This is a genomic window from Pantoea hericii (genome assembly GCF_014155795.1).
GTDB lineage: Bacteria > Pseudomonadota > Gammaproteobacteria > Enterobacterales > Enterobacteriaceae > Pantoea > Pantoea eucalypti.
Genome location: NZ_SCKV01000001.1, coordinates 140,407 through 166,824 on the forward strand (window position 1 = coordinate 140,407; position 26,418 = coordinate 166,824).

At 54.4% G+C, this 26,418-nt stretch carries 21 protein-coding genes, 1 tRNA gene and 1 pseudogene; 15 read left to right on the forward strand and 8 right to left on the reverse strand.

Annotation, left to right across the window (positions count from 1 at the left end; genetic code table 11):
• Window positions 1-10: 10 nt before the first annotated feature.
• The 4 genes and pseudogenes from H7K52_RS00695 to H7K52_RS00710 all read left to right on the forward strand — a co-directional run bounded on the left by H7K52_RS00695 (window position 11) and on the right by H7K52_RS00710 (window position 4,069).
• A complete protein-coding gene (locus tag H7K52_RS00695; RefSeq protein ID WP_182629513.1) occupies window positions 11-994 on the forward strand; it encodes an ABC transporter substrate-binding protein in 984 nt (327 codons plus the stop codon).
• Window positions 991-1,815, forward strand: a pseudogene (locus H7K52_RS00700) (ABC transporter ATP-binding protein); the annotation flags it as partial. The gene H7K52_RS00695 and the pseudogene H7K52_RS00700, both read left to right, overlap by 4 nt.
• Before the next feature lie 7 nt (window positions 1,816-1,822).
• Complete coding sequence (locus H7K52_RS00705; RefSeq protein WP_182629514.1) at window positions 1,823-2,638, forward strand: ABC transporter permease; 816 nt, start codon at window positions 1,823-1,825, stop codon at window positions 2,636-2,638.
• Between the two features lie 27 nt (window positions 2,639-2,665).
• Window positions 2,666-4,069, forward strand: coding sequence for an FAD-binding oxidoreductase (locus H7K52_RS00710; RefSeq protein WP_182629515.1), 1,404 nt, complete (start codon window positions 2,666-2,668; stop codon window positions 4,067-4,069).
• A gap of 736 nt (window positions 4,070-4,805) precedes the next feature.
• Here the strand turns inward: H7K52_RS00710 and H7K52_RS00715 are convergent.
• On the reverse strand, window positions 4,806-5,018 hold the full coding sequence (locus H7K52_RS00715) for a hypothetical protein (protein WP_310736367.1): 213 nt from the start codon (window positions 5,016-5,018) through the stop codon (window positions 4,806-4,808).
• A 503-nt stretch (window positions 5,019-5,521) separates the two neighbouring features.
• On the opposite strand from H7K52_RS00715, the gene H7K52_RS00720 reads away from it, so the two are divergent.
• Window positions 5,522-7,432 (forward strand): methyl-accepting chemotaxis protein, encoded by a 1,911-nt coding sequence (locus H7K52_RS00720; RefSeq protein WP_182629517.1) that lies wholly within the window; start codon window positions 5,522-5,524, stop codon window positions 7,430-7,432.
• A 434-nt stretch (window positions 7,433-7,866) separates the two neighbouring features.
• On the opposite strand, the gene H7K52_RS00725 is transcribed toward H7K52_RS00720, so the two are convergent.
• A complete protein-coding gene (locus H7K52_RS00725; protein WP_004571361.1) occupies window positions 7,867-8,127 on the reverse strand; it encodes a hypothetical protein in 261 nt (86 codons plus the stop codon).
• A 200-nt stretch (window positions 8,128-8,327) separates the two neighbouring features.
• On the opposite strand from H7K52_RS00725, the gene H7K52_RS18890 reads away from it, so the two are divergent.
• Both H7K52_RS18890 and H7K52_RS00730 read left to right on the forward strand, forming a co-directional pair.
• On the forward strand, window positions 8,328-8,462 hold the full coding sequence (locus H7K52_RS18890) for a hypothetical protein (protein ID WP_255348850.1): 135 nt from the start codon (window positions 8,328-8,330) through the stop codon (window positions 8,460-8,462).
• A gap of 80 nt (window positions 8,463-8,542) precedes the next feature.
• Window positions 8,543-9,241, forward strand: a complete 699-nt coding sequence (locus tag H7K52_RS00730) for an RluA family pseudouridine synthase (RefSeq protein ID WP_182629518.1) — start codon at window positions 8,543-8,545, stop codon at window positions 9,239-9,241.
• A gap of 16 nt (window positions 9,242-9,257) precedes the next feature.
• Here H7K52_RS00730 and H7K52_RS00735 read toward each other — a convergent pair whose 3' ends face one another.
• Complete coding sequence (locus H7K52_RS00735) at window positions 9,258-9,797, reverse strand: DUF2058 domain-containing protein (protein WP_078804538.1); 540 nt, start codon at window positions 9,795-9,797, stop codon at window positions 9,258-9,260.
• Window positions 9,798-9,959: 162 nt separating this feature from the next.
• Between H7K52_RS00735 and H7K52_RS00740 the strand changes: the two genes are divergently transcribed.
• The 3 genes from H7K52_RS00740 (at window position 9,960) to H7K52_RS00750 (ending at window position 12,901) form a co-directional block, all read left to right on the forward strand.
• Complete coding sequence (locus H7K52_RS00740) at window positions 9,960-10,592, forward strand: TetR/AcrR family transcriptional regulator (protein WP_008926027.1); 633 nt, start codon at window positions 9,960-9,962, stop codon at window positions 10,590-10,592.
• 83 nt (window positions 10,593-10,675) lie between these two features.
• Window positions 10,676-12,058: a D-arabinono-1,4-lactone oxidase gene (locus H7K52_RS00745; protein WP_182629519.1), complete on the forward strand. Its 1,383-nt coding sequence runs from the start codon at window positions 10,676-10,678 to the stop codon at window positions 12,056-12,058.
• A 12-nt stretch (window positions 12,059-12,070) separates the two neighbouring features.
• On the forward strand, window positions 12,071-12,901 hold the full coding sequence (locus H7K52_RS00750; RefSeq protein WP_004571356.1) for a glycosyltransferase family 8 protein: 831 nt from the start codon (window positions 12,071-12,073) through the stop codon (window positions 12,899-12,901).
• Window positions 12,902-12,989: 88 nt separating this feature from the next.
• Here the strand turns inward: H7K52_RS00750 and H7K52_RS00755 are convergent, their stop codons facing one another.
• The gene (locus H7K52_RS00755) at window positions 12,990-14,111 is read right to left on the reverse strand and encodes a Gfo/Idh/MocA family protein (RefSeq protein ID WP_154926609.1); all 1,122 of its coding nucleotides are present in this window, start codon (window positions 14,109-14,111) and stop codon (window positions 12,990-12,992) included.
• Window positions 14,112-14,443: 332 nt separating this feature from the next.
• Between H7K52_RS00755 and H7K52_RS00760 the strand changes: the two genes are divergently transcribed.
• Window positions 14,444-14,519: transfer RNA gene (locus tag H7K52_RS00760), tRNA-Asn, on the forward strand.
• 231 nt (window positions 14,520-14,750) lie between these two features.
• On the opposite strand, the gene H7K52_RS00765 is transcribed toward H7K52_RS00760, so the two are convergent.
• A complete protein-coding gene (locus H7K52_RS00765; protein WP_033762056.1) occupies window positions 14,751-15,224 on the reverse strand; it encodes an NUDIX hydrolase in 474 nt (157 codons plus the stop codon).
• A gap of 473 nt (window positions 15,225-15,697) precedes the next feature.
• Here H7K52_RS00765 and H7K52_RS00770 point away from each other — a divergent pair, with 473 nt between their 5' ends.
• The 4 genes from H7K52_RS00770 to H7K52_RS00785 are packed head-to-tail and all read left to right on the forward strand — an operon-like array spanning window position 15,698 to window position 19,636.
• Window positions 15,698-17,149 (forward strand): circularly permuted type 2 ATP-grasp protein, encoded by a 1,452-nt coding sequence (locus tag H7K52_RS00770; protein WP_182629702.1) that lies wholly within the window; start codon window positions 15,698-15,700, stop codon window positions 17,147-17,149.
• The gene (locus H7K52_RS00775) at window positions 17,143-18,084 is read left to right on the forward strand and encodes an alpha-E domain-containing protein (RefSeq protein WP_004571353.1); all 942 of its coding nucleotides are present in this window, start codon (window positions 17,143-17,145) and stop codon (window positions 18,082-18,084) included. The genes H7K52_RS00770 and H7K52_RS00775 overlap by 7 nt, the downstream gene beginning before the upstream one ends.
• Entirely contained in the window at window positions 18,084-18,878 is a 795-nt protein-coding gene (locus tag H7K52_RS00780; RefSeq protein ID WP_004571352.1) for a transglutaminase family protein, read from the forward strand. Before H7K52_RS00775 ends, H7K52_RS00780 begins: the two co-directional genes overlap by 1 nt.
• A gap of 26 nt (window positions 18,879-18,904) precedes the next feature.
• Window positions 18,905-19,636 (forward strand): proteasome-type protease, encoded by a 732-nt coding sequence (locus H7K52_RS00785; RefSeq protein WP_182629520.1) that lies wholly within the window; start codon window positions 18,905-18,907, stop codon window positions 19,634-19,636.
• A 148-nt stretch (window positions 19,637-19,784) separates the two neighbouring features.
• Here H7K52_RS00785 and katG read toward each other — a convergent pair whose 3' ends face one another.
• From katG to H7K52_RS00800, 3 genes are all read right to left on the reverse strand, one after another.
• Entirely contained in the window at window positions 19,785-22,004 is a 2,220-nt protein-coding gene (katG, locus tag H7K52_RS00790; protein ID WP_004571350.1) for a catalase/peroxidase HPI, read from the reverse strand.
• Window positions 22,005-22,192: 188 nt separating this feature from the next.
• Complete coding sequence (locus tag H7K52_RS00795) at window positions 22,193-25,288, reverse strand: efflux RND transporter permease subunit (protein WP_182629521.1); 3,096 nt, start codon at window positions 25,286-25,288, stop codon at window positions 22,193-22,195.
• Window positions 25,285-26,382, reverse strand: coding sequence for an efflux RND transporter periplasmic adaptor subunit (locus H7K52_RS00800; RefSeq protein ID WP_182629522.1), 1,098 nt, complete (start codon window positions 26,380-26,382; stop codon window positions 25,285-25,287). The genes H7K52_RS00795 and H7K52_RS00800 overlap by 4 nt, the downstream gene beginning before the upstream one ends.
• Between the last annotated feature and the right edge of the window lie 36 nt (window positions 26,383-26,418).

Genomic DNA, 26,418 nt, shown 5'->3' on the forward strand with positions numbered 1-26,418 from the left:
AATTCTCAAGATGAAACTACGGCGTTCACCCACTTACACCCTGCTGGCTCTGCTGCTGAGCGGCGTTTCGGCCAGTTCAATGGCGGAAGAGAAATTCACGTTCCTGACCAACTGGTACGCGCAGGCGGAGCATGGCGGATTTTACGAGGCGCAGGCTAAAGGGTTTTACAAAACCGCCGGTCTGGATGTCAGCATTAAAATGGGCGGCCCGCAGGTTAACGTGATGCAACTGATGGCCGCTGGTCAGGCGGACTGTACGCTCGGCGACAATGGCCAGGCGCTGGAAACCTGGCAGGCTGGCGTGCATGCGGTGACCGTGGCGACGGTGTTCCAGCATTCGCCGACGGTGTTTATCAGCCACGATAAAGTCGGGGCCGGCGAGCAACTGAAAGACAAAACCTTTTTGCTGGCGACCGAGGCGTATACCTCATTCTGGCCCTGGGCGAAAAGTGAACTGGGGCTGGGTAACGCCAAAGTCCGGCCCTACACCTTCAGCGTGCAGCCGTTTCTTGCGGACAATAATCTGGTACAGCAGGGTTATGTGACTTCCGAGCCGTTCTCAATCGAGAAAGGTGGCAAACCGTTCTATGTCTACATGCTTAGCGACTGGGGATATCCGCCTTACGGCAACTCCATTATCTGCATGGCCGACACTGTCAAAAAACGCCCGGCAGCCGTGGCGGCGTTCGTGAAAGCCTCCATGCAGGGCTGGAAGGAATATCTGCAGGACCCCGCCGCGGGCAACGCGCTCATTACCCAGGCTAACCCGCGTATGGGCGCCGACCAGATTGCCTTTGGCATTGCGCAGATGAAGAAGTATGCGCTGGTGACAGGTGGCGACGCGCAAACCGGCGGTATCGGCATCATCACTGAACCTCGTCTGAAAAAGACCTGGGAGATGCTGGTCAAAAATAAACTCATCGACGCGGATAAAGTGCCGTTTGCGCAGACCTATACCCTCGACATGATTAAAGACGCGAAGGTTATGCCATGAATTCAGCCCCGAAACTCACCGTGATGAGCGATGTCCGCTCAGTTATTTCTCCAACCGTTCCGGCTATCGAGGTGTTGTCGGCGGAGAAAATTTACAGCAACGGCACCCGCGCGCTTCTGCCGGTCAATCTGACCATTAATCAGGGCGAATTTGTCACGCTGCTCGGCCCGTCGGGCTGCGGCAAAAGTACGCTGTTAAAAATGGTTGCCGGTCTGGTGGAACCCAGCGACGGCAAGCTGATGCTGTGGCGCCGCGAAAGTCGTGAAAAAGCGCAGGTTCCGCTCTCTTTCGTGTTTCAGGAAGCCACGCTGATGCCGTGGAGTAATGTGCAGAACAACGTGCGTTTGCCGCTGGATCTGGCAGGCGTACCCCGCGCTGAAGCCAATACCCGCGTCAGTGAAGCGCTGGAACTGGTGGGGCTTGGCAAATTTGCCAACGTCCTGCCTCGCGAACTGTCAGGCGGCATGCAGATGCGCGTGTCGATTGCCCGCGGCCTGGTCACGCGCCCGAAGCTGCTGCTGATGGATGAACCGTTCGGCGCGCTCGACGAAATCACCCGCAACAAACTCGACAGCGACCTTCTGCGCCTGTGGCGGGAACAGGGACTGACGGTCGTGTTCGTCACTCACTCGATCCACGAAGCGGTGTTCCTGTCGCAGCGGGTGATCATGATGGCCGCGCGTCCGGGGCGCGTGGTGGAAGATATCGCCATCAACGAACCTTTTCCGCGCAGCGAAGATTTCCGCGTCAGTCCGGCATTTTCACGCTATGCGAAGCAGTTGCAGGACAGCCTGCTGCAAGCCAGCCAATCGGGTATGGAGAAACGGTATGAAAACGCAAAATGCTTCTCCGTGGATCAACAACCCCACGTTTCGCAAAGTGCTCTATCCGGCGGTAGTCGCCGTGGTGGTCATTTTGCTATGGCAAGGCTGGGTGAGCTATTTCAACATCCCTCAGTTTCTGGTGCCGTCACCGGTGGTGATGCTGCAAAGCCTGTGGACACATTGCGGTTCGCTGATGACGTCGCTGCTGTTCACCCTGAAAATCACCCTGATTTCATTTTTACTGTCGATTGTCATCGGTGCAGTCGTGGCGTTCGTACTGGTACAGAACCGCTTTATTGAAACCGCGCTGTTTCCCTACATCGTGTTCCTGCAGGTGACGCCGATCGTCGCCATCGCGCCGTTGATCATCATCTGGGTCAAAGACACCACATTGTCGCTGGTGGTGTGTTCAACGCTGATGGCGGTGTTCCCGATTATTTCCAATACCACACAGGGGCTTCGCAGCGTATCGCCGGGGCTGCTGAGCTATTTTCAGCTGAATCACGCCAGCCGTCTGCAAATCCTCATTCGCCTGCGCATTCCCTCCGCTCTGCCCTATTTCTTCGGCGCACTGCGCATTTCCAGCGGTCTGTCACTGATTGGTGCGGTGGTGGCTGAGTTTGTGGCCGGCACCGGCGGCAATAATACCGGCCTGGCCTACCAGATATTGCAGGCGGGCTATCAGTTGGACATCCCGCTGATGTTTGCCGCTCTGCTGCTTATTTCACTCACCGGCATTGCACTCTTTGGCGCGATTTCCTGGATTTCCCGACGCGTGCTGAGTGCCTGGCATGAAAGCGAAGCCGTGCAATCTCATTAACCTCATTCATCTTTAGGCAGGAAGATTATGGACAGTGAACAACGTCAACAGGCGCTCGCCCTGATTCTGCAGGCGCTGCCTGATCTGGACTGGACTTTACAGGCGCCGAAGGTCAAACGCCTTTCCCGTGATTTTCACTGGTTCAGCCCGGTGCTTAAGCGGCAACTGGAAGACAAACAGGCCGATGCCGTGGTCAGGCCGCGCAGCGAAGAAGAGCTGAGATTACTGGTGAAAGCCTGTGTTCAGCATCAGTTGCCGCTGATCCTGCGCGGCGGCGCGACCGGCAACTACGGCCAGCTGGTGCCACTGGAGGGCGGCATTCTGGTCGATATGACCGGATTCAATCAGGTATGTGAACTGGGCAACGGCGTGGTACGGGCGCAGGCTGGGATCCGGCTGGCGGAGATTGAAACCCTGACCCGGCCAACAGGATGGGAACTGCGCTGCATGCCTTCCACCTACCGGCTCGCCAGTCTGGGCGGCCTTTACGGCGGCGGATTTGGCGGTATCGGCTCCATTAACTACGGCCCACTCGGCGCGCCCGGCAATGTGCTCAGCGTAAAAGTCATGACGATGGAAGCCGAACCACGCATTCTGCAGGTGCCCGCGCCACAGGCATTGCTGCTGCATCATGCCTATGGCAGCAACGGTATTGTGCTTGAGGTGGCGCTGGCACTGGCACCGGTCCATCAGTGGATTGAGAGGCTGGACGTGTTTGATGATTTCACCGACGCGCTGGATTATGCCAATGCCTTTGCCCGTTCGCCGGGGCTGGCAAAACGCCAGCTCGCGCTGTTCGCCGCGCCAATCCCCTCTTATTTCAGTCACCTGAACGGACGCTATCAGGCCAGCCAGCATGCGGTAATCAGTGTGATCGCGCAGGAAAGCGAAGGATTTTGCGCGCATCTGCTGGAAAAATACCGCGGTCAGAGCGCCCTGCGCCAGCCGGCCGACGAAGCGCGTGAGGCTAACGCGTCGCTGATGGAGTATTGCTGGAACCACACCACGCTGCACGCACTTAAAGTTGACAGCTCTCTGACATATTTACAGACAGCGTTTAATCACACCTGTTATCGTCAGCAGATTATCGATATGGCAGCGTTGTTCGGTGATGAGGTTATTTCGCATATTGAATTCCTGCGTGACAATGATGGCAATATTACCGCAAGCGGTTTGCAACTTGTGCGTTATTCAACCGAAGAAAGACTGAATGAAATAATGACAACCTTCCGTGACAATGACGTAAAAATAAATAACCCACATGTTTATCATATTGAGGATGGTAAACAGGGAGAGATTAAACCTGACGTCGTTTCTGTTAAGAAGTGTCTTGATCCTGAAGGATTACTTAACCCCGGCAAGCTCAGAGGCTGGGCGGAACGCGACAACCTCGTATTAGATAAAGACCCTCTGTTATTAATCATTAAATAATAATAAGCCTCCCCACTTCAGGTGACAGAAACAGAGGCGGGGCGGCGATTGCCTGTGTGTGCCCTTAAATAAAAGTTACCGGCAGTTTTTCTGCCGGGCAGCTCTATTACTTTTTGACAGGATGGCACTAATGAGAAATAACCTATTCAGCGTTACGCTGAAGTTGAGCGCTATTGGTGTCGGATTTTCAATTCGCTTTTTATTCCATGGAATAACTAACGTATAAAATACTGAAATTTTATTTCTGCATGCCTGAGCCGATTAGGGATGGAACTAAAGAATGGAGGGGAAATGTAGGATAACGTTCAGACCATACTGAATTTTTAGTGAGATCACTAATTTTATTAGTCGATAACTGAATACGGTCTGAGATAAAAATCAGCGTAATTTTTCGGTGACACCTGACTAACCTTAATGTGATTTAAATTTTAAACAAACTAATCACTGTCACATCAATCTGAAGGCATGAATAATATCTGTAAGAATGTTTAGCAGAGTGGTTTGGAAAGGGGAATCTGCGTAAATACGGAATCATTCAGGATGAAGATGATAGCCTGACAGATAATAAAGATTCTTGCCGGACGTGGGTGTACATTCTTTGCGCCAGTGAGACAACCCCATCATATTAAGAGACGCTGGCGGGTTAACATCGGGCACCGCTTTCTGTGATGATGCGGTGCCCGATAGCGTCAGGGAATCGGTCGACTGTTTTCTGAAGAACTGCGGGAAATCAGGATTATTTTTTACGCCAGAAGAGAAAGGCAGCCAGTGCTGTGAGCATGCCAATCAATGGCATTGTTCCCGCGCCGGCCAGAAAGTTATGCCGATCAATGCCATTCTCTTTTTTGATGTCTGCAAAGCGCGCAGCGGCCTGCTTTTCATCAGGAGCACGCACTTCTTCAGCCTCTTTTATAAACCCCCGGGCAAGCAACTCGCTGGCGCGGTTCATGTCTGACCTTGCCAGGGCAATGGTCTGTTTTCCCTGCGTGTAGAAACAGTAATCTGGCATATTTTGTGCTCACTATTGAGAGTGGGATTTCTACTTTATAGGATAGAGCGCGTGGTAAATAGCATTGCTCATGAATAAAGCTGTTTATATCTGACTGCTTAATCAAAACATTAGCAAAATCCTGCACTTTCCCTTTGTAAACCGTTATCGCTTTTGATCCATACTTTCATAAAATAATTTTGATCAGGATCAAATAAATACAATTCAACTCCATATAATTATAAATTTTTATTTTATTAATCAGAAGCTTGCAATCATTCCTGAAATTATTAGAAGGCAAATAATTTCAACATTAACAATAAAAAGCCAACTCATTAGCCCCTCATGCAATTATAAATAAAATTAAAGGTTATTTTCACCCTGACGATATAAAGATCATCTTTGGCATTATTTAACTTTTTTTTCTTTTCTTCTGCTTCTGAACCTCATTAAAGGTGAACCTCATGGGTCTTTCTCAACGTATCTCTGATATTAAAATCGGAAAAAAACTGGGTGCCGGCTTTATCGTCCTTATCGCTGCCTCCCTTGCCATTACCTTTATGGCTTTTGACTGTTTTCGCAGTATCAAAGACAACTCTGCCCGGCGCTCAATTACCGTGGAAATGGTTAACACCTTAGGCAAAGCACGTCTTAACCGTACCCTCTACCAGTACACCAAAGATCCCAGATTTGCGTCACAGAACGTTCAGGCCCTGAAGGATCTAGAAGCGCTTTATAAACGGCTGGATGGATTCAAATGGGATGAGATTGGTCAGCAGAAAGTCACCCTGATGGGACAGCTGCTCAACGACTATAAGAACCAGCGTGAGAAATTCGTGGCATCCGCGGAAACGACCTCCGCCGCTCTCAATGCGATTAAACCCGGTGCCCTGATCGGTTTTGCACATCAGTTTGAATCGCTCGATATGGCTCAGTCACCGGATGCGGCCCTTCCCGTCATGCATCTGGCTGCCGCACTGTTTGATGCCGCCAATGTTGAAAAAGCGTTTCTGGATAAACCCACAGAGACCAGCAGAGATGCGGTGCTGGAAGAATACACTGCGATTAATACGCTGAGTGAGCAGCTGGACATTTTTGCTCAGCCCACCATTAGTGATGGCACGCGAAACTTACTTAACACGCTTGCGCAGCAGCGCCAGGCTTTAACGCGCTATATCGATGCTTCAGAGAAAGAAAAAGGCGAATCTGCGAGCCTGACTGCTGCTGCTGAACGGCTCAATGCGGCAGTCTCTGACACCTTTGCGTTCCAGTCTCAGCTTTCTGCAGAGTTCATTAAACAGGCGGAGTGGCGTATTGCGTTTGCCGCGCTGATTTGTGCCATTCTGAGCCTGCTGATTGCCTGGCGGATCACCCGCAGCATTACGCAGCCCCTGAAAGAGACACTGAATGCCGCGCAGCGTATCGCCAGCGGTGATTTAACAACCTCGCTGAAAACCACGCGTGGCGATGAGTTAGGTCAGTTGATGCAGGCGGTAGATGCAATGAACATCAGTCTGCAGAACATCATCACCAACGTGCGCGATGGCGTCAGCAGCGTGGCGCGCGCTTCGGCAGAAATTGCCGCAGGCAACACCGACCTGTCATCGCGCACTGAGCAGCAGTCTGCCGCCGTGGTTCAGACAGCTGCCAGTATGGAAGAGCTCTCCTCGACGGTGAAACAGAATGCGGAGAACGCCCACCATGCAAGTCAGCTGGCGACCGATGCGTCGGTGAATGCCGGACGCGGTGGTGAGATTATTCGTGATGTTATCGTCACCATGGACAGCATCAGCCAGAGTTCAGGGAAAATTGGCGAAATCATTCACGTCATCAATAGCATCTCTTTCCAGACTAACATCCTGGCACTCAACGCTGCCGTGGAAGCGGCACGCGCCGGTGAACAGGGGCGCGGGTTTGCGGTGGTTGCAGGTGAAGTGAGAAATCTGGCCCAGCGCAGCTCGCTGGCCGCTAAAGAGATTGAAACGCTGATTCGCGAGTCACTTGACCGGGTGCAGGATGGCTCTGCGTTTGTTGAACGCGCCGGCACCACGATGAATGACATCGTTCGCTCAGTCAGTCAGGTTAAAGACATTATGGGTGAGATTGCTGCCGCATCTGACGAGCAAAACCGCGGCATTTCTCAGATTGCCACGGCCATGGCCGAAATGGATACCACCACGCAACAGAACGCCGCGCTGGTTGAAGAGTCTTCCGCTGCAGCCAGCTCTCTGGAGTCGCAGGCAGATGAACTGGAAAAAACAGTGGCTGTGTTCCGTCTCTCTGCCGTGCAAACCCGGACTCCGGTTCTGACGCCACGTTTAGTACCTGCTGTGCCTGTGGCGGCATCCGCAGACGCCAGCTGGGAGAGTTTTTAACCCGTAGCAACGCGTCAATCTGTTCTGCACGTTAATTCAGCCAGCCTTGTCACAACGAGGCTGGCTGAAATAGTCATTATCTTCAGACAACAAGACAGTCGATAAACAGAAAGCCTACAGCAACGGCCGCCGCAGGCACGACGTGAAGATGTTGAATATAATGGCAGCGATACAATCTGGCTGGACGGCGGGTGCGATGTGTCTCTCGCCTGATTTGTATCAGGCTGGCGGTTTGCAGGCAGAAAGGGATCTGGCAGATTGTAGTAGAAAGGGATAATGTCGCGATCACAGGTGCAGTTTTTGAGGGCAGGAGAAGTGTCGTCCCTGACATTATCTCCGGCCGGTATACGCTCTCGCGCAACCGTTGAGGTCGTCCGCTTCGTCGTTTTCCGGCCGGAGCCGGACTACGTCCACTGGCGTCAGTTCTATCGGGGCTAGTTCAGCTCTTCGTTCAGGCCTGCAAGCGTTCGCAGGTACGGCACCTGCTGCTGGGCAACCGCTGGTGACGTAAAACTACTCAGCCAGTTTCTGGCTTTGTCGATTTTCTCCAGTCGATCAGCGTTGCTTTCAGATTTCGCCATCAAACCCAGCTGAGTAAAGAGTGATGCGATACTGATTTCTTTCTCACCCAGGGCAAGGCTTAGTGCCGCTTCGCCAATAATGACGTGGCCTTTCTCGTCGTTTTGAATTAACACAGAAAATCCTCCATTTGGTACGAATTGATGACAACCTCACCAGAGACTGTAGTCGTTAAAGCGAGACTTGCCCGAATAAATCACTAAAAATCGTGCAAGTTGCTGTTCAAATGTACTAAAAGTTTTTTTCCGGATTGTTCTGTTTGTCTCTGTCACCGTTCCTGCCAGACTGACTGCCCTTATCAGCACTGGATGCAGCCATGAAACTTTCTGTTCTTCTCACGTTGTTAGCCGCGACGGTATGCTCAGTATTTGTTGCTCAGGCGGGGTTCGGAACGCATCAGGCCAGCCAGTCGCTCGCCACACAAAGCGGTGAAACCATTACGGGAGAATAAAGACCCGGTGAAGTCTGCCGTCGTCGTCAGTGACCGGGCAATAGGTTATGATCTCCGGCCCTTTGTCTGCCGGTTGCACCATGTCTGCCATTATCGATACGTTTATCGCCCCACCCTGCTTTGATGAGATCACATTTCTCTTTCAGGATGCACATCTGCTGGTGATCAACAAACCCGGCGGATTGCTGAGCCTGTCAGGTAAAAATCCTCAAAATCTTGATTCGGTGCATCACCGGCTGGTCAGCCTTTTCCCTGGCTGCACGCTGGTGCATCGGCTCGACTTCGGCACATCCGGCCTGATGGTTGTTGCACGAAACAAGGCGATTAACGCCGCCCTCTGCCAGCAGTTCAGCCAGCGTAGCGTGAGCAAAACCTACCAGGCCCTGCTGTGCGGCCATCTGTCCGATGATGAGGGAGTCATTGATGTTGCCATCGCGAAAGATCCGGCGTTGTTTCCCCGGATGACGATATGCGCCATCAGGGGCAAACCCGCGCGGTCACGCTACCGGGTCACTGAACGCGGTTATTATCAGGGAAGTGAGGGAGACGCGTTGCCGGTCACGCGGGTTGAGCTGACGCCCGAAACCGGACGCACCCACCAGCTTCGTATTCACTGTCAGCAGCGGGGGCACCCGATTCTGGGCTGTGATCTTTACGGTGGGCTGTTGATGCCGGGCGCCCAACAGGCAGAAAGGCTGATGCTGCACGCCAGTGGGCTGACGTTTGTTCATCCTGTCAGCGGCGAGGTAATGCAACTCTCTGCCGCCAGCCCGTTCTGAATGGGTCAGAATACAATTACCACATCAAATCATCAGGGACTTTGAAATCAGCATAAGGATCATCTTCGTCCTGTGCTTCTTCGCTTAATGCGCTGTTTAACACGATGGCGCTGGCATCACGCTGCGCAATTTTATCCGCTACGCTGGCCGGGATGATAGCGTACTGGCTCTCACCACTGGCGTCGGCAGCCAGGCGGGCAATGGCGAGACGACCATTAATCAGCTGCGTCTGCGTAGGCTTATCCACCATGATCTTTTTAATCAGGTTATTGTCGGTAAAGTTGAAGGTGATGTTGCCTTTTGCCACATCAATTTTGTTCATCTCAATCAACTGCTTGACCTGGGCTTTGTACTCTTTCGACAGCACAGCCAGCTTCTGCTGTTCGTTCAGCTGCTTATCCCGCTCAAGCTGCGCCTTTTTATTGTCTTCCACCGCGGCTCTGGCTTCGCGCGCCTGAACCCGGGATTTTTTGGCTGTGCGCTGAACCTTGTCCATTTTTTTGCTGGATACCAATCCCGCTTTCAGCATCTGCTCTTGCAAGGTGAGTTTTGTCATTGTGGTCTCTGAGTCGTCTCTGAAGCTGTGAAATTCTATCCGGGATTATACCTGCAATCGTCCGGCGTGTGCCAGGTTGCCGCATCTGCTGCGCCTGCGGTTGCAGGCAGCCTCTCAACACTGTGCTAACATTCCCCGGTCAGAATCACTTTATTGAGCACCATGTCAGAACTAACAAAACGTAAAAATGACCCTGAAGGGCTGAAAAAACGCATCATTGCCGGCGCACTTAAGACGTTTGCAGAATTTGGCATGCAGGGTGCGCGGCTGGAGCAGATTGCTGAGCATGCGCAGACCACGAAACGCATGGTGGTCTATCACTTTGGCAGTAAAGAACAGCTTTATATCGACGTGCTGGAACAGGTTTATCAGCAGATACGTCAGCATGAAACGGGCCTTAACCTTGCGGCGATGGAGCCAGAGCTGGCTATGACACGGCTGGTGGAAGCCAGTTTTGATTACCATGTCGAGCATCCCGATTTTATCCGGCTGGTGTGCAGTGAGAACCTGCTGCGCGGTCGCTATATTTCCCAGTCGGCGCAGATAAAAGCACTGAACCGCAGTGCGCTGGATCTGCTGGATGATATCCTGGCACGGGGTCAGCAACAGGGCGTGTTTACATCCGGCGTGCAGACCATTGATGTTCATCGCCTGATCAGTAGCATCTGCGTTCACCACGTTTCGAACCGTTATACTTTCAACGCTCTGTTTAGCCCTGATAATAGCGAAGCGGAGAGTATTCGCCGCAATCGTCAGCTGGCTGTCACCGCAACGTTACGTTACATCCGTAAATAATTACCGGCATTCCTGACTGCATTTGGCAATAGTCTACGCTTAGTGATACTTGTCTTTTAAATGCAATAATAAGGAATACTGTTGTGACCAGAGACGCACGCCTCTATCCGCTTCGTCAGACCCATATTAAACCCGATGATGATGCACTGTGGAACTGGGCGCAGAACGCGCAGATCGGCCGTCGTCAGCAGGTTCATCGTCCCGCCAGTGAAGCGGAATTACAGACACTTCTTCGGGAGTCACGCGGTCAGATTCGGGTGATTGGCAGCAAGCTGTCGCCAGGCCGCATGCTGCACGTCGCTGATGATGATGTGCTGCTTGATCTCAGCGCACTGAGTGGCCAGCTCGCCAGCGATGAAGAGAGCGTGACCTTTGGTGGCGCGACCCCGCTTGAGCAGGTTTATCGCAGCCTGACCGAAATGAACCGCATGCTGGCATCTTCGCCAGGTGTGATAGCGATTCAGACGCTGGCCGGTGCGATGGCGACCGGCACGCACGGCCAGGGTTTGCAGCAGAGTTCGATTGCCGATGAGGCGCTGGCAATCCGGATGGTGCTGGCCGATGGCAGCGTGCGCGAATTTGTTCGTGGTGAGGCTGACTTCCCGGCCGCGCAGGTTTCTCTCGGGGCGCTGGGCATTGTTACTGCGGTAAAACTTCGTACGCAGCCGTTTCGCATTTTCACCTGCCACAAGAATGCCGTGTCCGCCGATACGCTTGAAGAGGACCTGTTGCGCTGGAACAACGACTATCCGCTGAGCAAAGCGTGGTGGTTTGTTGACGACAACCTGATGCACGTCTGGAACGCCCATGAAGCGAGTGCCGAAGAGCGTAATCGCTATGAAGCACAGGGTCGTCAGGTGGTGGAACATGAGGGTGAGGTTGATGAGAGTCTTAACGACACTATCGACCAGACGCTGGCGCATATGCATCGCGATACTCAGATTGAGGGCAAAGGGGGAAAACAGTTCCGCACCGTTACCCGTTTTCGTGATTTCACCGATGTTACCGGTGACATCTACCAGCTCTTCTGCCGTGGCATTGCAGTTCCCCAGATCAATGTGGAAATCGGCGTACCGCTGGCAAAAACGCCGGCCATTATTCGCCGGATCAAGCAGTGGTATGCCGAAAACCGTCCGCATATGCACTACCCGATTATCCTGCGCTGCACTGGCGCATCATCAGCCTGGCTCAGCCCGGCAACTGACCAGCCCACCTGCTTTTTCGGCTTTGTCGTCTATTACGCCGATGATGGCTCGCTATCTCAGGAAGGGCTGCACTTCCTGACTGAAGTGGAAAAATTGCTCGCCGAGGAGGGTGGACGCCCGCACTGGGGCAAGTATTACGACGAAGAACGCTACAACTGGCGTGAGATCTATCCGAAGTGGGACGCCTTCCGCGCCCTGCGCAGCCAGCTCGACCCGCAGGGCCGACTGGGTAACGACTACATCACGCCACTTTTTGACTGATTGAGGAAAGCTATGTTTGCCTGGGTAACGCTGTTAACACAACCCGATTATCTGGTGGGCGTGAAAGCGCTGCACCGTTCGCTGAAAGAGAGCCAGAGCCAGTGGCCGCTGGTGGTGATGACGACATCGGCGATTTCAGACGCTGACTGTCAGATTCTGCAAAATGAAGGCTGTGTGATTAAACCGGTCGATCCGCTCTATCCGCGTGACGATCTCGACCAGCATTACGCCTCGGCGCAGTTCGGTGAGGTCTGGACCAAGCTGCGCGCCTGGCAGCTCACCGATTATCAGCGCGTGGTGTTCCTGGATGCCGATATGCTGGTCCTTAAAAACATGGATGAGCTGTTTACGCTGGATCTGGGTGAAAACCCGCTGGCTGCCTGTCACGCCTGCCGCTGTAATCCCAACCAGATTGCCTCTTATCCGCCAGAATGGCAGCCAGAGCAGTGTCATTACACCTGGCAGGCGCGCGGTGAGCAGGCCCCGGAGAGCGTCGACTATTATCTCAACGGCGGTTTTCTGGTGCTGAAGCCTGACAACGCAATGTTCGACGCACTGGAAAAACGTATTGCCGCCATTGATGATCTCAGCGCTTATCCGTTCTCCGAGCAGGATCTGCTGAATGAAGTGTTCGCGGAACGCTGGAAACCGCTCTCTTATATCTACAATGCGTTAAAAACGCTGCCCTTCCAGCACCGTGGCCTCTGGCAGGATGATGAGGTGAAGAACCTGCACTATATTCTGGCGAAGCCGTGGAAACGCGATCTCAATCAGCCGGAGAGCCAGCGTGATCGGTTCTATGCGCTGGACAAGCTGTGGTGGGAAAAAAGCGGCTTGATCTGATTACGTCAGGGCGGGAAACCCAGGTTCCCGCCCTGCCCGACGGCATTCATTACCGCAGCGGCAATCTCCTCTCACCTGTGACGCTGCATTACACCTCGATCCAGCGACGCTGCTCTGCGGAGTACGCAATCGCTTCCAGGACTTTCTGCACCTGCAATCCCTCTGCGAAATCGGGCCACATGCGATCACCCGCCGCGATACCGTTGATCAGATCGCGGATTTCCACCGTTTTTTGATCGTTAAATCCGATGCCGTGCCCGGCTGAAACACAGAAGTTCGCGTAATCAGGATGGGCTGGCCCGGTCAGGATGGTTTTAAATCCCTGACGCCCGGCGGGATCGTCATGCAGATAAAGCTCAAGCTCCGCCATACGCTCCTGGGTATACCGCAGTGTGCCTTTGGTGCCGGTGACGACGTACGTCAGCCCCATTTTTGCGCCACAGGCGATGCGTGAGGTTTCAATCACGCCATGTGCGCCATTCGAGAAGCGCAGCAGCGCGCTGGCCTGATCCTCGTTTTCAACCGGTAACTGCCGTTCAGGTGCTTTCGGGTCGGGCCGTGAGGTAATTACCGTCATCATGTCGCCGCTGACCTCTGCAATGTCACCGACCAGGTAGTGCGCCATATTGACGATGTGCGCCGCCAGATCGCCCAGTGCACCCAGACCGGCCAGCGCTTTCTGACAGTGCCAGTCGAGCGGGGTTTCCGGTCTGGCGAGGTAATCTTCGTTGTGGGTGCCGTAGAAATGGACCACATCCCCAATTTCGCCATTGGCAATGATCTCTTTTGCCAGCTGGCTGGTGGGGTTTTTCATATAGTTAAAGCCGACCAGCGTTTTTACCCCTGCGGCTTCAGCCGCTGCGACCATCTCCTGCGCGTCCGCCACGCTCAGCGACAGCGGCTTTTCTGAATAGACATGTTTGCCGTGGCGAATCGCCTCCAGTGCCATCTCTTTGTGCAGGAAGTTAGGCGCGCAGATATCCACCACATCAATCGCCGGATCGCTGACCAGCGCGCGCCAGTCGCCGGTTGAACGCGCAAAACCAAAGGTTGCTGCCTGTCGGGCCGCCAGCTCAGGATTCACTTCGGCCAGCATCTCCCGCACGATTTCGCCTTTCAGCGCGAAGACGGTGGGTGCCTGGGCGTAGGCAATGGCGTGGCAACGCCCGATATAGCCGCTGCCGATCATGCCGATTCTGACTTTGTTCATGTCAACTCCGTATATTCTGTTCAGGATTGAAATGAAATCTACGTTTCGTTTCTGTTGCTGACAAAGCGAGAATAGAGACTTTGTGACGGCCGTAAAAAACTATCCGCTTAAATCATGCGCACAGCAGTCTGACAAGCGCTTTGCACCATCAGAACACCTCATAAACACCTCAGTTTTCCGTGCCTCTTCTTCCGCATGAATGCTCTATGCAGCGCGTTCTATCACGGCATAACACGCGATAGTGGCGACTATTTCAGCAGTCGCGCTAATTTATGAAAAAGAGCTTTGACATGCTCTGGCGTGGCCGTTACTATGCGCTCCGTTCAAACGATTCCTCTGTAGTTCAGTCGGTAGAACGGCGGACTGTTAATCCGTATGTCACTGGTTCGAGTCCAGTCAGAGGAGCCAAATTAGAAAAGCCTGCTTAGGAAACTAAGCGGGCTTTTTGCTTTTTGGCGTTTGAGTCTGAATAACCCTTCTCTTCAGGCAACCCTGGCTCTGAAAGGATTTTCACCCTAATAAATATTTGAGAGCGGCAGTTGCTGTTATGTGACGGGCTGATAGCAGCAAAGTCATGACATTGAAGAAAGACGGGTTACAACCGTGGACAGTTTTGCGTCAGTGAAGAGGTTCAGAATATCATGACGCCGTTAACGTCGACGATCCGTCCGGCTTGCTTTGAAGTATGTTAATGATTAAGTCGCGTGGAAAAATTGTCTCATTGGTGTGTATCAGCTCTTCTATTGTCCACCAATGATAATCGCGAATGACTTCCTTTTCATTGCTACTCCATCCTGAGCGATCGAGATCGACGGTATTTGCATTAACCATAAAGAACCGCTCATCAGCAAGTACTGTCTCTCCACTGGGTAACATCATTGTGAAAGTTCGGGACGCTATTTCTGGTCCAGTTAATGTTCCTGTCAAACCCGTCTCTTCAAATAATTCGCGTAGAGCGGCCTGCTCGAAAGATTCATTATTTTCAAGCCCTCCTCCCGGCGTTGCCCAGTATGTTTTTCCCCTCAGAGCATCGTCTTCATGACAGAACCTGAAGAGCAGGACATGATTTTCAGGCGAAAGAATGATCAGCCGTGATGATGGTCGAATACGCACATTCCACCCTCTTAAAAATTCTTAGTTACTGATTCTCAAAATTTATATAAACATAAATTGCAGCCTGAATCGCCCTGAATGTCTGAATTATCTTACCGCTTCAGTCTCACTCGCTGTCCGTTTCTCGCGCTCAACAGATCTCTCATTCCTGGAGTTTTTCTGCTGCGCTCCATGAGCAGATGTTGCTTAAGGCAGCTTGAATTGATCCACATGGAGCCGATAAGCGGACTCTGCGGTAAGTGCGTCGTTTTCCTTGCATTACTGGCAATTGCCTCATCAGCGACCATATTTAAAGTAAGCACCTTGTTTTTGCCCTCTTTTTACACAACCTGAAAGCGAGCCGCACCCGAACAGGGCAGAACCGCCCCTTTTTCCCTGATTTTCAGCCCATTTTGCACCCTGGCACACTTTATGCCTGATCGTCAGTGTTATTGAACGATTCAATTGCAGCCTGTCCTGTTTGTGAGGTGATGATGATCAAGATTGACCTTTCCGATTCACCCTTTTTTGATGAAATGTTGATGGCTGAAGGTAAACACCGCAGCCATTATCAGGACTACTGGCAGTGGTTGCAGAAAGCCGATCAGCAGGCCGTCCAGCGCAAAAAAGAGGAAGCTGCGCTGTTGTTTCACCGGGTGGGGATTACCTTTAATGTTTATGGTGAAAACGATGGCGCGGAACGGCTGATCCCGTTCGACAGCGTGCCACGTATTATTCCGGCCAGCGAATGGCAGATGCTTGATCGCGGGATTCGTCAGCGGGTTCAGGCACTCAATGCGTTTCTGCATGATATTTATCATGACCAGAAGATCCTCAAGGCAGGGATTGTGCCCGCTGAACAGGTGCTGGCCAACGAGCAGTATCAGCCGTGCATGCAGGGTATCGACCTTCACCGTGATACTTACGCCCACATTGCCGGAACCGACATGGTGCGGGGAGGCGATGGCGAATATTACGTCCTGGAAGATAACCTCCGTACGCCCTCTGGTGTCTCTTACATGCTGGAAAACCGCAAAATGATGATGCGGTTATATCCCGAACTGTTTGCCGGGCAGCGTATCGCGCCGGTTTCCCGCTACCCTTCTCACTTACTGCAAACCCTGCGCGAAAGCACGACCGTCAACGATCCGACCGTTGTGGTACTGACACCTGGCCGCTTTAACAGCGCCTATTTCGAGCACAGCTTCCTCGCTCAACAAATGGGCGTTGAACTGGTTGAAAGTGTCGATCTGTTCGTGAAAGACGGCGCGGTGTTTATGCGCACTACCGCAGGTCCCTGCAGGATTGATGTGATCTATCGACGTATCGACGACGCCTTCCTCGACCCGCTGGCGTTTCGCGCCGATTCCATGCTCGGCGTTCCCGGCCTGCTGTCAGTCTACCGATCCGGTGGTGTGGTGCTGGCGAATGCGATAGGCACCGGCGTGGCAGATGATAAATCGATCTATCCGTATGTTCCGGAGATGATCCGCTACTACCTTGCTGAGGATCCCATTCTCAACAACGTGCCGACGTGGCAATGCCGCAAAGAGAGCGATCTCTCTTTCGTACTGGCAAACCTGGAAAAAATGGTGGTGAAAGAGGTTCATGGTGCAGGCGGTTACGGCATGCTGATTGGACCCAAGGCCAGCAAGGCGGAAATTGAACGTTTCCGTGAATTGCTGCGCGCTCGACCGGAAAATTACATCGCGCAGGAAACACTGGCGCTTTCCACCTGCCCAACCTTTGTCGATAACGGGCTCGCACCGCGTCACATCGACCTGCGGCCCTTTGCGCTGACCGGCGCCGAAATTCGTCTGGTACCGGGTGGATTAACCCGCGTAGCACTGGAAGAAGGCTCACTGGTGGTGAATTCCTCTCAGGGCGGCGGAACCAAAGATACCTGGGTACTGGAAGAAAATGCGACGGAGGATGACGCATGCTAAGCAGAACAGCCAGCGAACTGTACTGGATGGCACGTTATCTGGAACGCGCCGAGACAATTGCACGCCTGCTGGACGTGACCAATAAGCTGTCGATGATGTCGATCCGTGATGTCCACGCACGCGATGAAAACAATGATTTACTGGTCCCGCTGACCATGACCGGCACGCGGGATCTGTTCGACGAGCACTATCCGCAGGCGTCGATGGGGAATCTGCTTAATTTCTTTGCACTGGACAGTTTCAACCACAGCAGCATTTTCAGTTGTCTGCAAATGGCCTGGAACAATGCGCATGCGGTGCGCGGCAGTCTTTCGTCTGAAGTCTGGGAAAGCATCAATGCTACGTGGATAGAGATGAAGCTGATCCGCCGTCAGGGCGTCGGTTCTGCCGGTGCAGATGCGTTCTTTGACTGGGTCAAAGAGCGTTCACATCTGTTCCGTGGGGCGATGTTTGGCACCTTGCTGCGCAGTGATGCACAAAACTTCATCCGCCTCGGTACCCTGCTGGAACGCGCAGACAGCACCGCGCGCCTGCTGGATGCTAAAAATCAGCTGTTGAACGCCGATGAGGATCCGGTGCGTGAATACTACCGGATGGACACGCTATTGCGTGCAGTCAGCGCCCGCGAAGCGTTCCACACGCTTTATAAGCAGCAAATCAGCCAAAGAGGTATTGCCGAGCTGTTGATACTGCGCCGCGAGCTACCGCGTTCTCTGCTTTCCTGCATCGAACTTATGGCCCAGGAGCTGGATGAGATCGGTGGCAGCGCGGGTAATCAGCCTCGTCGTCGCGTTCATACCCTTTACGCTCAGCTGCGCTTCACCGAAATGGACGAAATTGTTGAGATGGGTCTCAGTCCCTGGCTGATGCAGTTTCTGGATCAGACCAATGCCATCGCTGAGTGCATTCATCAAACCTATCTGGAGGCTCAATAATGAAACTGAATGTCACGCATCAGACGCATTACAGCTATGCTCAACAGGTTAAACACAGCACGCAATATCTTCGCCTTACGCCGCAGGATTCCAGTCATCAGAAGATATTGTCGTGGGATCTGACCTTGCCGGAATACGCCACCCGCACGCTGGATGCTTACGGCAATATCCTGCATGTTCTGACACTCGACCAGCCCCATCAGGCCATTACCATTGTCGCCAACGGCGTGGTGGAGATCGAAGATAATACGGAAGACGATAATTGCGGGCATCTCTCACCCCTGGTGTTTCTGCGCACCAGCCCGCTGACGCTGGCCGATGGCGCGATCCGCGATTTCGCCAGTCGTTACTACCGGCCGCAGGCACAGCATGAGAGTCTGTGCAATCTGATGGGCGAACTGCTGCTGAAAATGCCCTATAACCCCGGCAGCACCACGGTAAAAGACAGCGCTTCCCAGGCCTTTTCCGCCCAAACCGGCGTATGTCAGGACCACACGCATGTTTTCCTGGCCTGCTGCCGCAGCCTGGGTATCCCGGCGCGTTACGTCAGCGGCTATCTATACTCGGAAGACTCCGCACATGTGGCCATGCATGCGTGGGCGGAAGCCTGGCTGGATGACCGGTGGCAGAGCTTTGATGTCACCAATAACACCTGCCAACCGAATCAGCATTTGAAACTGGCTATCGGCATAGATTATCTTGATGCATGCCCGGTCCGCGGTATCCGGTTAGGTGGAGGAAGCGAAGACATGCGCACTGTTGCCGCCGTTGCCATGCTCGACGTTCCGCAATGATCCTGAATACCTGAGGAAGCCATTTTATGACTTACTGTGTGGCCATGCGCTTGTCCTCTGGCCTGGTGTTTGTTTCAGATTCACGCACCAATGCCGGAGTGGACCATATTTCCACCTTCCGTAAACTGCATGTGTTTCATCAAAGCGATGAGCGCGTGCTGGTGATTCAGAGTGCCGGAAATCTGGCGACCACACAGAGCATTATCAGTCTGCTGCATCGTCGCTGCGCAGACGATGAGCGGGAAAACCTGCTGAACGTAACTTCCCTGTATGATGCCGCCAGTTTGCTGGGTGAAACGGTGCGTGAAGTGATCGCCCGGGACAGCGGCGCAAATCAGGGCGGTAATACAGATTTCAGCTGCAACCTGCTGCTCGGTGGACAGATTAAAGGGGAAGGTCTGCGGCTGTTCCACATCTATCCGCAGGGAAACTTCATTGAAGCCACGCACGACACGCCCTATTTCCAGGTAGGTGAGAGTAAGTATGGTAAGCCGATTATTGATCGCGTGCTGAACTACGACACCGCTCTGGATCAGGCGATGCAATGTGCACTGATTTCGATGGACTCCACACTGCGCAGTAATCTTTCCGTGGGCCTGCCGCTGGATGTGATGACCTACCCCAAAGACAGCTTTGGTGCCGCGCAGCAGCATCGAATTACCGAAACGCACCCCTATTTCGACATGATCCGCAAAGGCTGGGGCGAAGGCCTGCTGAGCATTTTTGCGCAGTTGCCGCCGCTGAAACTGGACGAGTAATTATCTGCCACACCAGGTCTGAGTAAAAAGAATCGCCTCAGACCTGCCATCAGAAGCATAGCGCGCAAAAAAAACTGCACCCTACTCAGTTGGATTACCAACTTTTGGGGTGCAGTCACTTGTCAGCGTTTTATCGTGTTACTACCAATCAGATATCAAACCGATCCAGATTCATCACTTTGGTCCAGGCGGCCACAAAGTCTTTGACGAATTTTTCACGGGCATCACTGCTGGCATAGACTTCCGCCGAGGCACGTAACACCGCGTTAGAACCGAATACCAGGTCGGCGCGGGTGGCGGTGAAACGGGTTTCTCCATTAACACGATCACGTCCGGTAAAGTGCTCGTTGCTGCTATCAGTCGCTTTCCATTCGGTACGCATATCCAGCAGATTGACGAAGAAATCTGTGTTCAGCGATCCCACATGGTGCGTGAAGATACCGTGCTGGCTGCCATCAAAGTTAGCACCCAGTGCACGCATCCCGCCCACCAGCACCGTTAACTCCGGTACAGTCAGCGTCAGCTGTTGCGCTTTATCGATCAGCAGACTTTCAGTGGTGGTTTTGCCAAAGCCAGTGCCGTAGTTGCGGAAACCATCAGCACGCGGTTTCAGCAGATCGAACGACTCGATGTCGGTCTGATCCTGACGCGCATCAACGCGGCCCGGCGTGAACGGAACCTCAATCGCGACGCCAGCCGCTTTCGCCGCCTGCTCAACGCCCACAACACCCGCCAGCACGATCACATCCGCCAGTGAAGCCTTGTGTGCTTCGCGCTGGATCGCTTCCAGCGTCGGCAACACGCGTGCCGCGATGGCATTGACCTGCCATTCACGTTGCGGCAGCAGCGCCAGTCGGGCACCGTTGGCACCACCACGCTTGTCGCCACCACGGAAGGTGGATGCCGAGGCCCACGCAACTGACACCAGCTCGCTGACGCTGAGACCGGATGCTGCAATCTTCTCTTTCAGCTGGGCGATATCTGCCACGGTTGGATGATAAACCGGTGCAGGCAGCGGATCCTGCCAGATCAGATCTTCCTGTGGCACTTCCGGACCGATGTAACGCGCTTTTGGCCCCATATCACGGTGCGTCAGCTTAAACCAGGCACGGGCAAAGGCTTCGTTGAACGCCTGCGGATCGTTGTGGAATCGACGCGAAATTTTTTCAAATTCCGGGTCAAAACGCAGCGTCAGGTCAGTGACCAGCATGGTCGGTTTGTGTTTCTTCGTGGAATCAAACGCATCCGGGATGATTTCCGGTGCATCAGCCGCTTCAAACTGAATAGCGCCAGCTGGACTGCGCGTCTGGACCCACTCATATTTGAACAGGTTCTCGAAGAAGTAGTTGCTCCACTGGGTAGGCGTCTGAGACCAGATGACTTCCAGGCCAGAGGTGATCGCATCTGCACCGACACCTGTGCCGTGGCTGTTAACCCAGCCCAGACCCTGCGCTTCAATGGGCGCGGTTTCGGGATCGACACCGACGTGGCTGGCGGGTGCGGCACCGTGGGTTTTACCCAGCGTATGACCACCTGCAATCAGCGCGACGATCTCTTCGTCATTCATCCCCATATTGCCGAAGGTGGCACGAATAGCCGGGGCCGCAGAAGCAGGATCGCCGCTGTGTTCCGGACCTTCCGGGTTCACGTAGATCAGACCCATTTCAGTGGCACCCAGTGGTGACTGCGCCAGAGATTCCGGATGACGGTGTTCCAGCCAGGCCGCTTCTTCGCCCCAGTTCACATCCATATCCGGTTCCCAGACATCGTCACGGCCGGCACCAAAACCAAAGGTGCGGAACCCGGAGTTTTCCAGCGCAACGTTACCCGCCAGAATATAGAGGTCGGCCCAGGAGATTTTCTGACCATATTTCTGTTTGATTGGCCACAGTAAACGGCGCGCTTTATCCAGGCTGACGTTATCAGGCCAGGAGTTTAACGGGGCGAAACGTTGCTGACCACGGCCCGAACCACCGCGTCCGTCCACGGAGCGATAGGTTCCGGCGCTGTGCCAGGCCATGCGAATAAACAGACCGATATAGCTGCCCCAGTCAGCGGGCCACCAGGATTGTGATTCGGTGAGCAACCCTTTGATGTCAGCTTTCAGCGCAGAGTAATCTAATTTGGCAAATTCTTTACGGTAATCGAAGGATTCATCAAGCGGGTTCGAACGGGATGAGTGCTGGTTCAGCAGGTCAACCCGGAGTTGATTCGGCCACCAGTCACGGTTAGTTGTTCCGCCACCCGGCGCCTGATTTGACTGAGGTGGTTTGCCCGCGTGAAAAGGACATTTGCCCTCAGGCGCTTCGCGATCGGCTTCGACAATAGGCTTTGCATCTTTTGCATCTTCATCAACGGAATTGCTCATGGTCACACCTCTTTTTTGTATTTTCATCGCTACTCTATAGAGGATTTTCAGGATCGCACACCTGTCTCATCCTATATGTTTGATAGCTTTTACCTTTTTATGCACCTTCTTCAAAAGCTTAAGACAATGAACCGACGGCCGCCGCTGTGCTTAAAAAAAGCAGCGAAGCGGCAACCGCCACCCTGAGACTATTCCGACAGCGCCGGTTTCACAACTGCCGTTTTACTCTCTGGCAGACGAATACGGAACCAGATCGCATACATCGCGGGCAGGAAAACCAGCGTGATTAGGGTACCGCCCAGCGTGCCGCCAATCAGCGTGTAGGCCAGCGTTCCCCAGAACACCGAGTGGGTGAGTGGAATAAACGCCAGCACCGCCGCCATCGCCGTCAGTAACACAGGACGCGCACGCTGTACGGTCGCTTCTACCACCGCAGCAAAAGGTGCCAGCCCCTGCTGTTCGTTATGGTGGATCTGCCCTATCAGGATCAGCGTGTTACGCATCAGGATACCCGACAGGGCAATCAGCCCGACCAGCGCATTGATACCAAACGGCTGACCGAACAGCAGCAGCGTCGGCACAACACCTATCAGCCCGAGAGGTGCGGTGAGAAATACCATCACCATCGCCGACAGAGAACGCACCTGCAAAATGATGATTAAAAGTGTGATCGCAATCATGATTGGGAACAGCGGCGCCATCGCCTGTGTCGCTTTACCGGACTCCTCTATTGCACCGGCCAGTTCAATGCGATAGCCCGCAGGCAGCGTTGCGATGATCGGTTGCAACGCTTTGTTCAGCGCCGTGGAGACATCCGGCGGCTGCAGGGAGTCAGCAATATCTCCGCGAACAGTAATGGTCGGTGTACGGTCGCGCCGCCTCAGCAGGGGATCTTCCATTTTCACCTGCACCTCACCAATCTGCGACAGTGGGATACGTTGCCCCGCCGCACCTGCCAGCGTGAAGTCAGCAATCTTAGCCGGATCGAGCCGGATATCTCCGGCGGAACGGCCCACGACCTGGACCGCGCGGATATCTTCCCGCACGGTGGTGACCGGCACGCCCGTCAACAGAAACTGCAACTGCCGGGCGACTTCACTGGAGGTCAGGCCCACAGCCTGCAGTCGGTTTTGATCCAGCGAGAAATGCAGTGTCGGCACGGGTGCGCCCCAGTCGGTGTTCACCGTCCTCATCATCGGGCTGGCACGCAGTACGGCTTCCACCTGATTAGCGATAACATGCAGGCGTACCGGGTCCGGCCCCATCACGCGCCACGCCACCGGATAAGGTGAATAAGGGCCAAATACCAGTTGTGTCACGCGAACCTGCGCTTCAGGCACCAGGCCACGGGCGATAGCGGTGCGAAGCTGCGCTTTTAACGCCTCGCGTGCATCCTGACTGTCGGTCAGTATGACCAGCTTGGCAAAGGCGGGATCGGGCAGTTCGGGCGCCATCGCCAGGTAAAAACGCGGCGGTCCCTGACCAATGTAGGTGGTGACGATTTTTGCCTCACGCTGCTGTTTAAGCCAGGTCTCAATCTTTTCAGCCGCAGTCGCTGTCTGTTCAATGGCGCTGCCGTAGGGAAGCTGAATTTCAACCAGCACTTCAGGCCGATCTGAGGTCGGGAAAAACTGTTTTTTCACCAGTGTCATTCCGAGCACAGCGGTGATAAACAGGGCAATGACCACGCCTGCTACCCAGCCTTTACGCGCAATCACGCCGGTCAGTAGCTGGCGAAAGCGATTGTAGTTACGGGTGTTGTAGATGGCTGCATGACTGCCTTCCACCGTTTTGATGTCAGGCAGCAGCTTCACCCCGAGGTAAGGCGTAAATACCACGGCCACAATCCAGGAGGCGATCAGGGCGATGCCCACTATCCAGAACATATTGCTGGTGTATTCACCCGCCGTGGACTGCGCAAAACCATTGGGCATAAAGCCCACGGCGGTGACCAGGGTTCCGGCCAGCATCGGTGCCGCTGTATGACTCCAGGCATAGGCAGACGCCTTGATGCGGTCATAGCCCTCCTCCATCTTCACGACCATCATCTCAATGGCGATAATGGCATCATCCACCAGCAGGCCCAGCGCCAGAATCAACGATCCCAGCGTGATGCGGTCAAAGTTTTTGCCGGAGGCTTCCATCACCACAAATACTACCGCCAGGGTGAGCGGAACGGCCGCCGCCACCACTACTCCGACACGCCAGCCCATGCTGACGAAGCAGACCACCATCACCACCAGTAATGCCACGACGAACTTAATCATAAATTCATCGACCGCTGAGCGGATATTCACGGACTGATCCGTGACCTGAGTCAGTGACATCCCCAACGGCATTGCCTGATTTATGCTGACGGTTTCAGCAGCGAGTGCCTTGCCCAACGCCAGACCGTTCCAGCCATCACGCATCACAATACCGAGCAGCAATGCGGGTTCACCCTGATGACGAACCTTAAACGTGGCGGGATCTTCATATCCCCGCGTCACGGTAGCCACGTCTGCCAGCTTCAGGCTTCTCCCCTGCGCCACAATCGGTGTCTCACGAATTTTTTCCAGCTTATCAAAAGCGCCCTCCAGCCGGATAAACACCTGCGGTCCCTGAGTATCGATCGAGCCCGCAGGCGTCAGGACATTCTGGTCGTTCAGTGCCGCAAAAATTTCCTGTGGGGTAATACCGAGCGTCGCCAGCCGATCGTGTGAAAACGAAACATAGATGCGCTCACTCTGCTCGCCGATGATATTGACCTTTTTCACACCCGGCAGATGCAGCAATTGCTGACGCAGTGATTCCGCCTCACGCACCAGCAGGCGCTGCGGTTCCCCTTTTGCCTTCAGCGCCAGCAGCGCAAAGGTCACGTCAGAGAACTCGTCGTTGATCATCGGCCCGATGACCCCGGCGGGCAGATTTCTGCTCTCATCGCCCAGCTTCTTACGAGCCTGGTAAAACTCCTCCTGAACCTGGGAGGGCGGCGTTTTGTCCTGCAGGGAGAGCATGGTGAACGCCAGGCCAGGCCGCGTATAAGTTTCGCTGCGTTCATACCACCGCAGCTCCTGAAGCCGCTTCTCCAGCGGTTCGGCCACCTGATCCTGCATCTCCTGCGCCGTCGCACCTGGCCACGCGGAGATAATCGTCATCTGTTTAACAGTGAACGGCGGATCTTCTGCCCGTCCCAGTTCGAAAAAGGACAGGATGCCCGCCACGGTAATCAGGATGATCAGAAACAGCGTGATGGCGCGTTCGCGCACGGCCAGTGCTGACAGATTAAAGCGTCCGTGGCTCATGGCTGGCTCCCTGCAACCGCAGCGTCATCGGGTCGCACGCGCTCGCCCTGCTGCAACAGATGTGCCCCGAGAGCCACGATCCGATCGCCTGCATTCAGCTGCCCCGTCACGGTCGCCGCCTCGTCACTGATCGCGATCACCGTGACCGGCCGCCAGGCAACAGTGGCAGGCAGACCCGTAATATCCCAGACGCCTGGCCCTTTACCGGCATCATAGATCGCAGCCAGCGGCACCTTCAGCTGCGTTTGCATGGGTTTATTGGTTAACGAAATTGTGACGGTAGCACCCAGTGGCGCGCTGGCCAGTGCGCCCTCCAGCACATATCTCGCCTCATAGGTGCGCGTCATCGGATCGGCTGCATCCGCCAGTTGCCGAAGCCGGGCTGACACGGGCGCACTGCCCGCACCATAAAGCGTTGCCTGCGCCTCGCTGCCCACTGCGGGACGAAGCGTCTCCGGCAACTGAACGCTCGCCTCACGCTGCCCGGCTCTGGCCAGTCTGACAACCGCCTCACCGGCGCTCACTACCTGGCCCGGCTCCGCCAGTGTTGCCATCACCACACCGTCGTCATCCGCCAGTAACAGCGCATATCCGCTGGCATTAGTCGCCACGCTGGCCTGCGCCTGCGCGGCTTTCAGATCGGCCAGCGCGGTAGCCGCAGCGGCCCGAATCTGGTCATAGGCCGACACGGAAACCGCGCCAGTTGCCACCAGTGTGTGGTAACGCGCTTCATCGGCACGGGTCTGTCTGACGCGTGCCTGCGCAGCGGCAACACTCTGCTGTGCGGACTGGGCCTGCAGTCGCAGATCGACCGGATCAAGCCGCATCAGCGGCTGACCACGCTTCACACGCTGGCCGCTGTCCACCAGCCTTTCGAGGATTTTGCCCGATATCCGAAAGCCGAGGTCGCTCTGAACCCGGGCAACCACGATGCCGCTGAATGCGCGACTGTCATCAGCAGCGCTGAGAACTTTCGTGACCCTGACCAGCGGCGGCTGGGTGCGCGGATCCGCTTTGGACGCGTTATCCCGGCAGCCCACCAGCGCCAGTGGCAGCAGACAAACAACCAGGGTGGCGGGAATGAACCTGAGCATAGATGACCTTCAACAGTAAGCAGGAGAGTGCCGCCA

Excerpts from the sequence above, each read along its gene's own strand:
- H7K52_RS00695 (WP_182629513.1), top strand. The coding sequence starts at position 11 with ATGAAACTACGGCGTTCACCCACTTACACCCTGCTGGCTCTGCTGCTG.
- H7K52_RS00705 (WP_182629514.1), top strand. The coding sequence starts at position 1,823 with ATGAAAACGCAAAATGCTTCTCCGTGGATCAACAACCCCACGTTTCGC.
- H7K52_RS00710 (WP_182629515.1), top strand. The coding sequence starts at position 2,666 with ATGGACAGTGAACAACGTCAACAGGCGCTCGCCCTGATTCTGCAGGCG.
- H7K52_RS00715 (WP_310736367.1), bottom strand. The coding sequence starts at position 5,018 with ATGAACCGCGCCAGCGAGTTGCTTGCCCGGGGGTTTATAAAAGAGGCT.
- H7K52_RS00720 (WP_182629517.1), top strand. The coding sequence starts at position 5,522 with ATGGGTCTTTCTCAACGTATCTCTGATATTAAAATCGGAAAAAAACTG.
- H7K52_RS18890 (WP_255348850.1), top strand. The coding sequence starts at position 8,328 with ATGAAACTTTCTGTTCTTCTCACGTTGTTAGCCGCGACGGTATGCTCA.
- H7K52_RS00730 (WP_182629518.1), top strand. The coding sequence starts at position 8,543 with ATGTCTGCCATTATCGATACGTTTATCGCCCCACCCTGCTTTGATGAG.
- H7K52_RS00735 (WP_078804538.1), bottom strand. The coding sequence starts at position 9,797 with ATGACAAAACTCACCTTGCAAGAGCAGATGCTGAAAGCGGGATTGGTA.
- H7K52_RS00740 (WP_008926027.1), top strand. The coding sequence starts at position 9,960 with ATGTCAGAACTAACAAAACGTAAAAATGACCCTGAAGGGCTGAAAAAA.
- H7K52_RS00750 (WP_004571356.1), top strand. The coding sequence starts at position 12,071 with ATGTTTGCCTGGGTAACGCTGTTAACACAACCCGATTATCTGGTGGGC.
- H7K52_RS00755 (WP_154926609.1), bottom strand. The coding sequence starts at position 14,111 with ATGAACAAAGTCAGAATCGGCATGATCGGCAGCGGCTATATCGGGCGT.
- H7K52_RS00770 (WP_182629702.1), top strand. The coding sequence starts at position 15,698 with ATGATCAAGATTGACCTTTCCGATTCACCCTTTTTTGATGAAATGTTG.
- H7K52_RS00775 (WP_004571353.1), top strand. The coding sequence starts at position 17,143 with ATGCTAAGCAGAACAGCCAGCGAACTGTACTGGATGGCACGTTATCTG.
- H7K52_RS00780 (WP_004571352.1), top strand. The coding sequence starts at position 18,084 with ATGAAACTGAATGTCACGCATCAGACGCATTACAGCTATGCTCAACAG.
- H7K52_RS00785 (WP_182629520.1), top strand. The coding sequence starts at position 18,905 with ATGACTTACTGTGTGGCCATGCGCTTGTCCTCTGGCCTGGTGTTTGTT.
- katG (WP_004571350.1), bottom strand. The coding sequence starts at position 22,004 with ATGAGCAATTCCGTTGATGAAGATGCAAAAGATGCAAAGCCTATTGTC.
- H7K52_RS00795 (WP_182629521.1), bottom strand. The coding sequence starts at position 25,288 with ATGAGCCACGGACGCTTTAATCTGTCAGCACTGGCCGTGCGCGAACGC.
- H7K52_RS00800 (WP_182629522.1), bottom strand. The coding sequence starts at position 26,382 with ATGCTCAGGTTCATTCCCGCCACCCTGGTTGTTTGTCTGCTGCCACTG.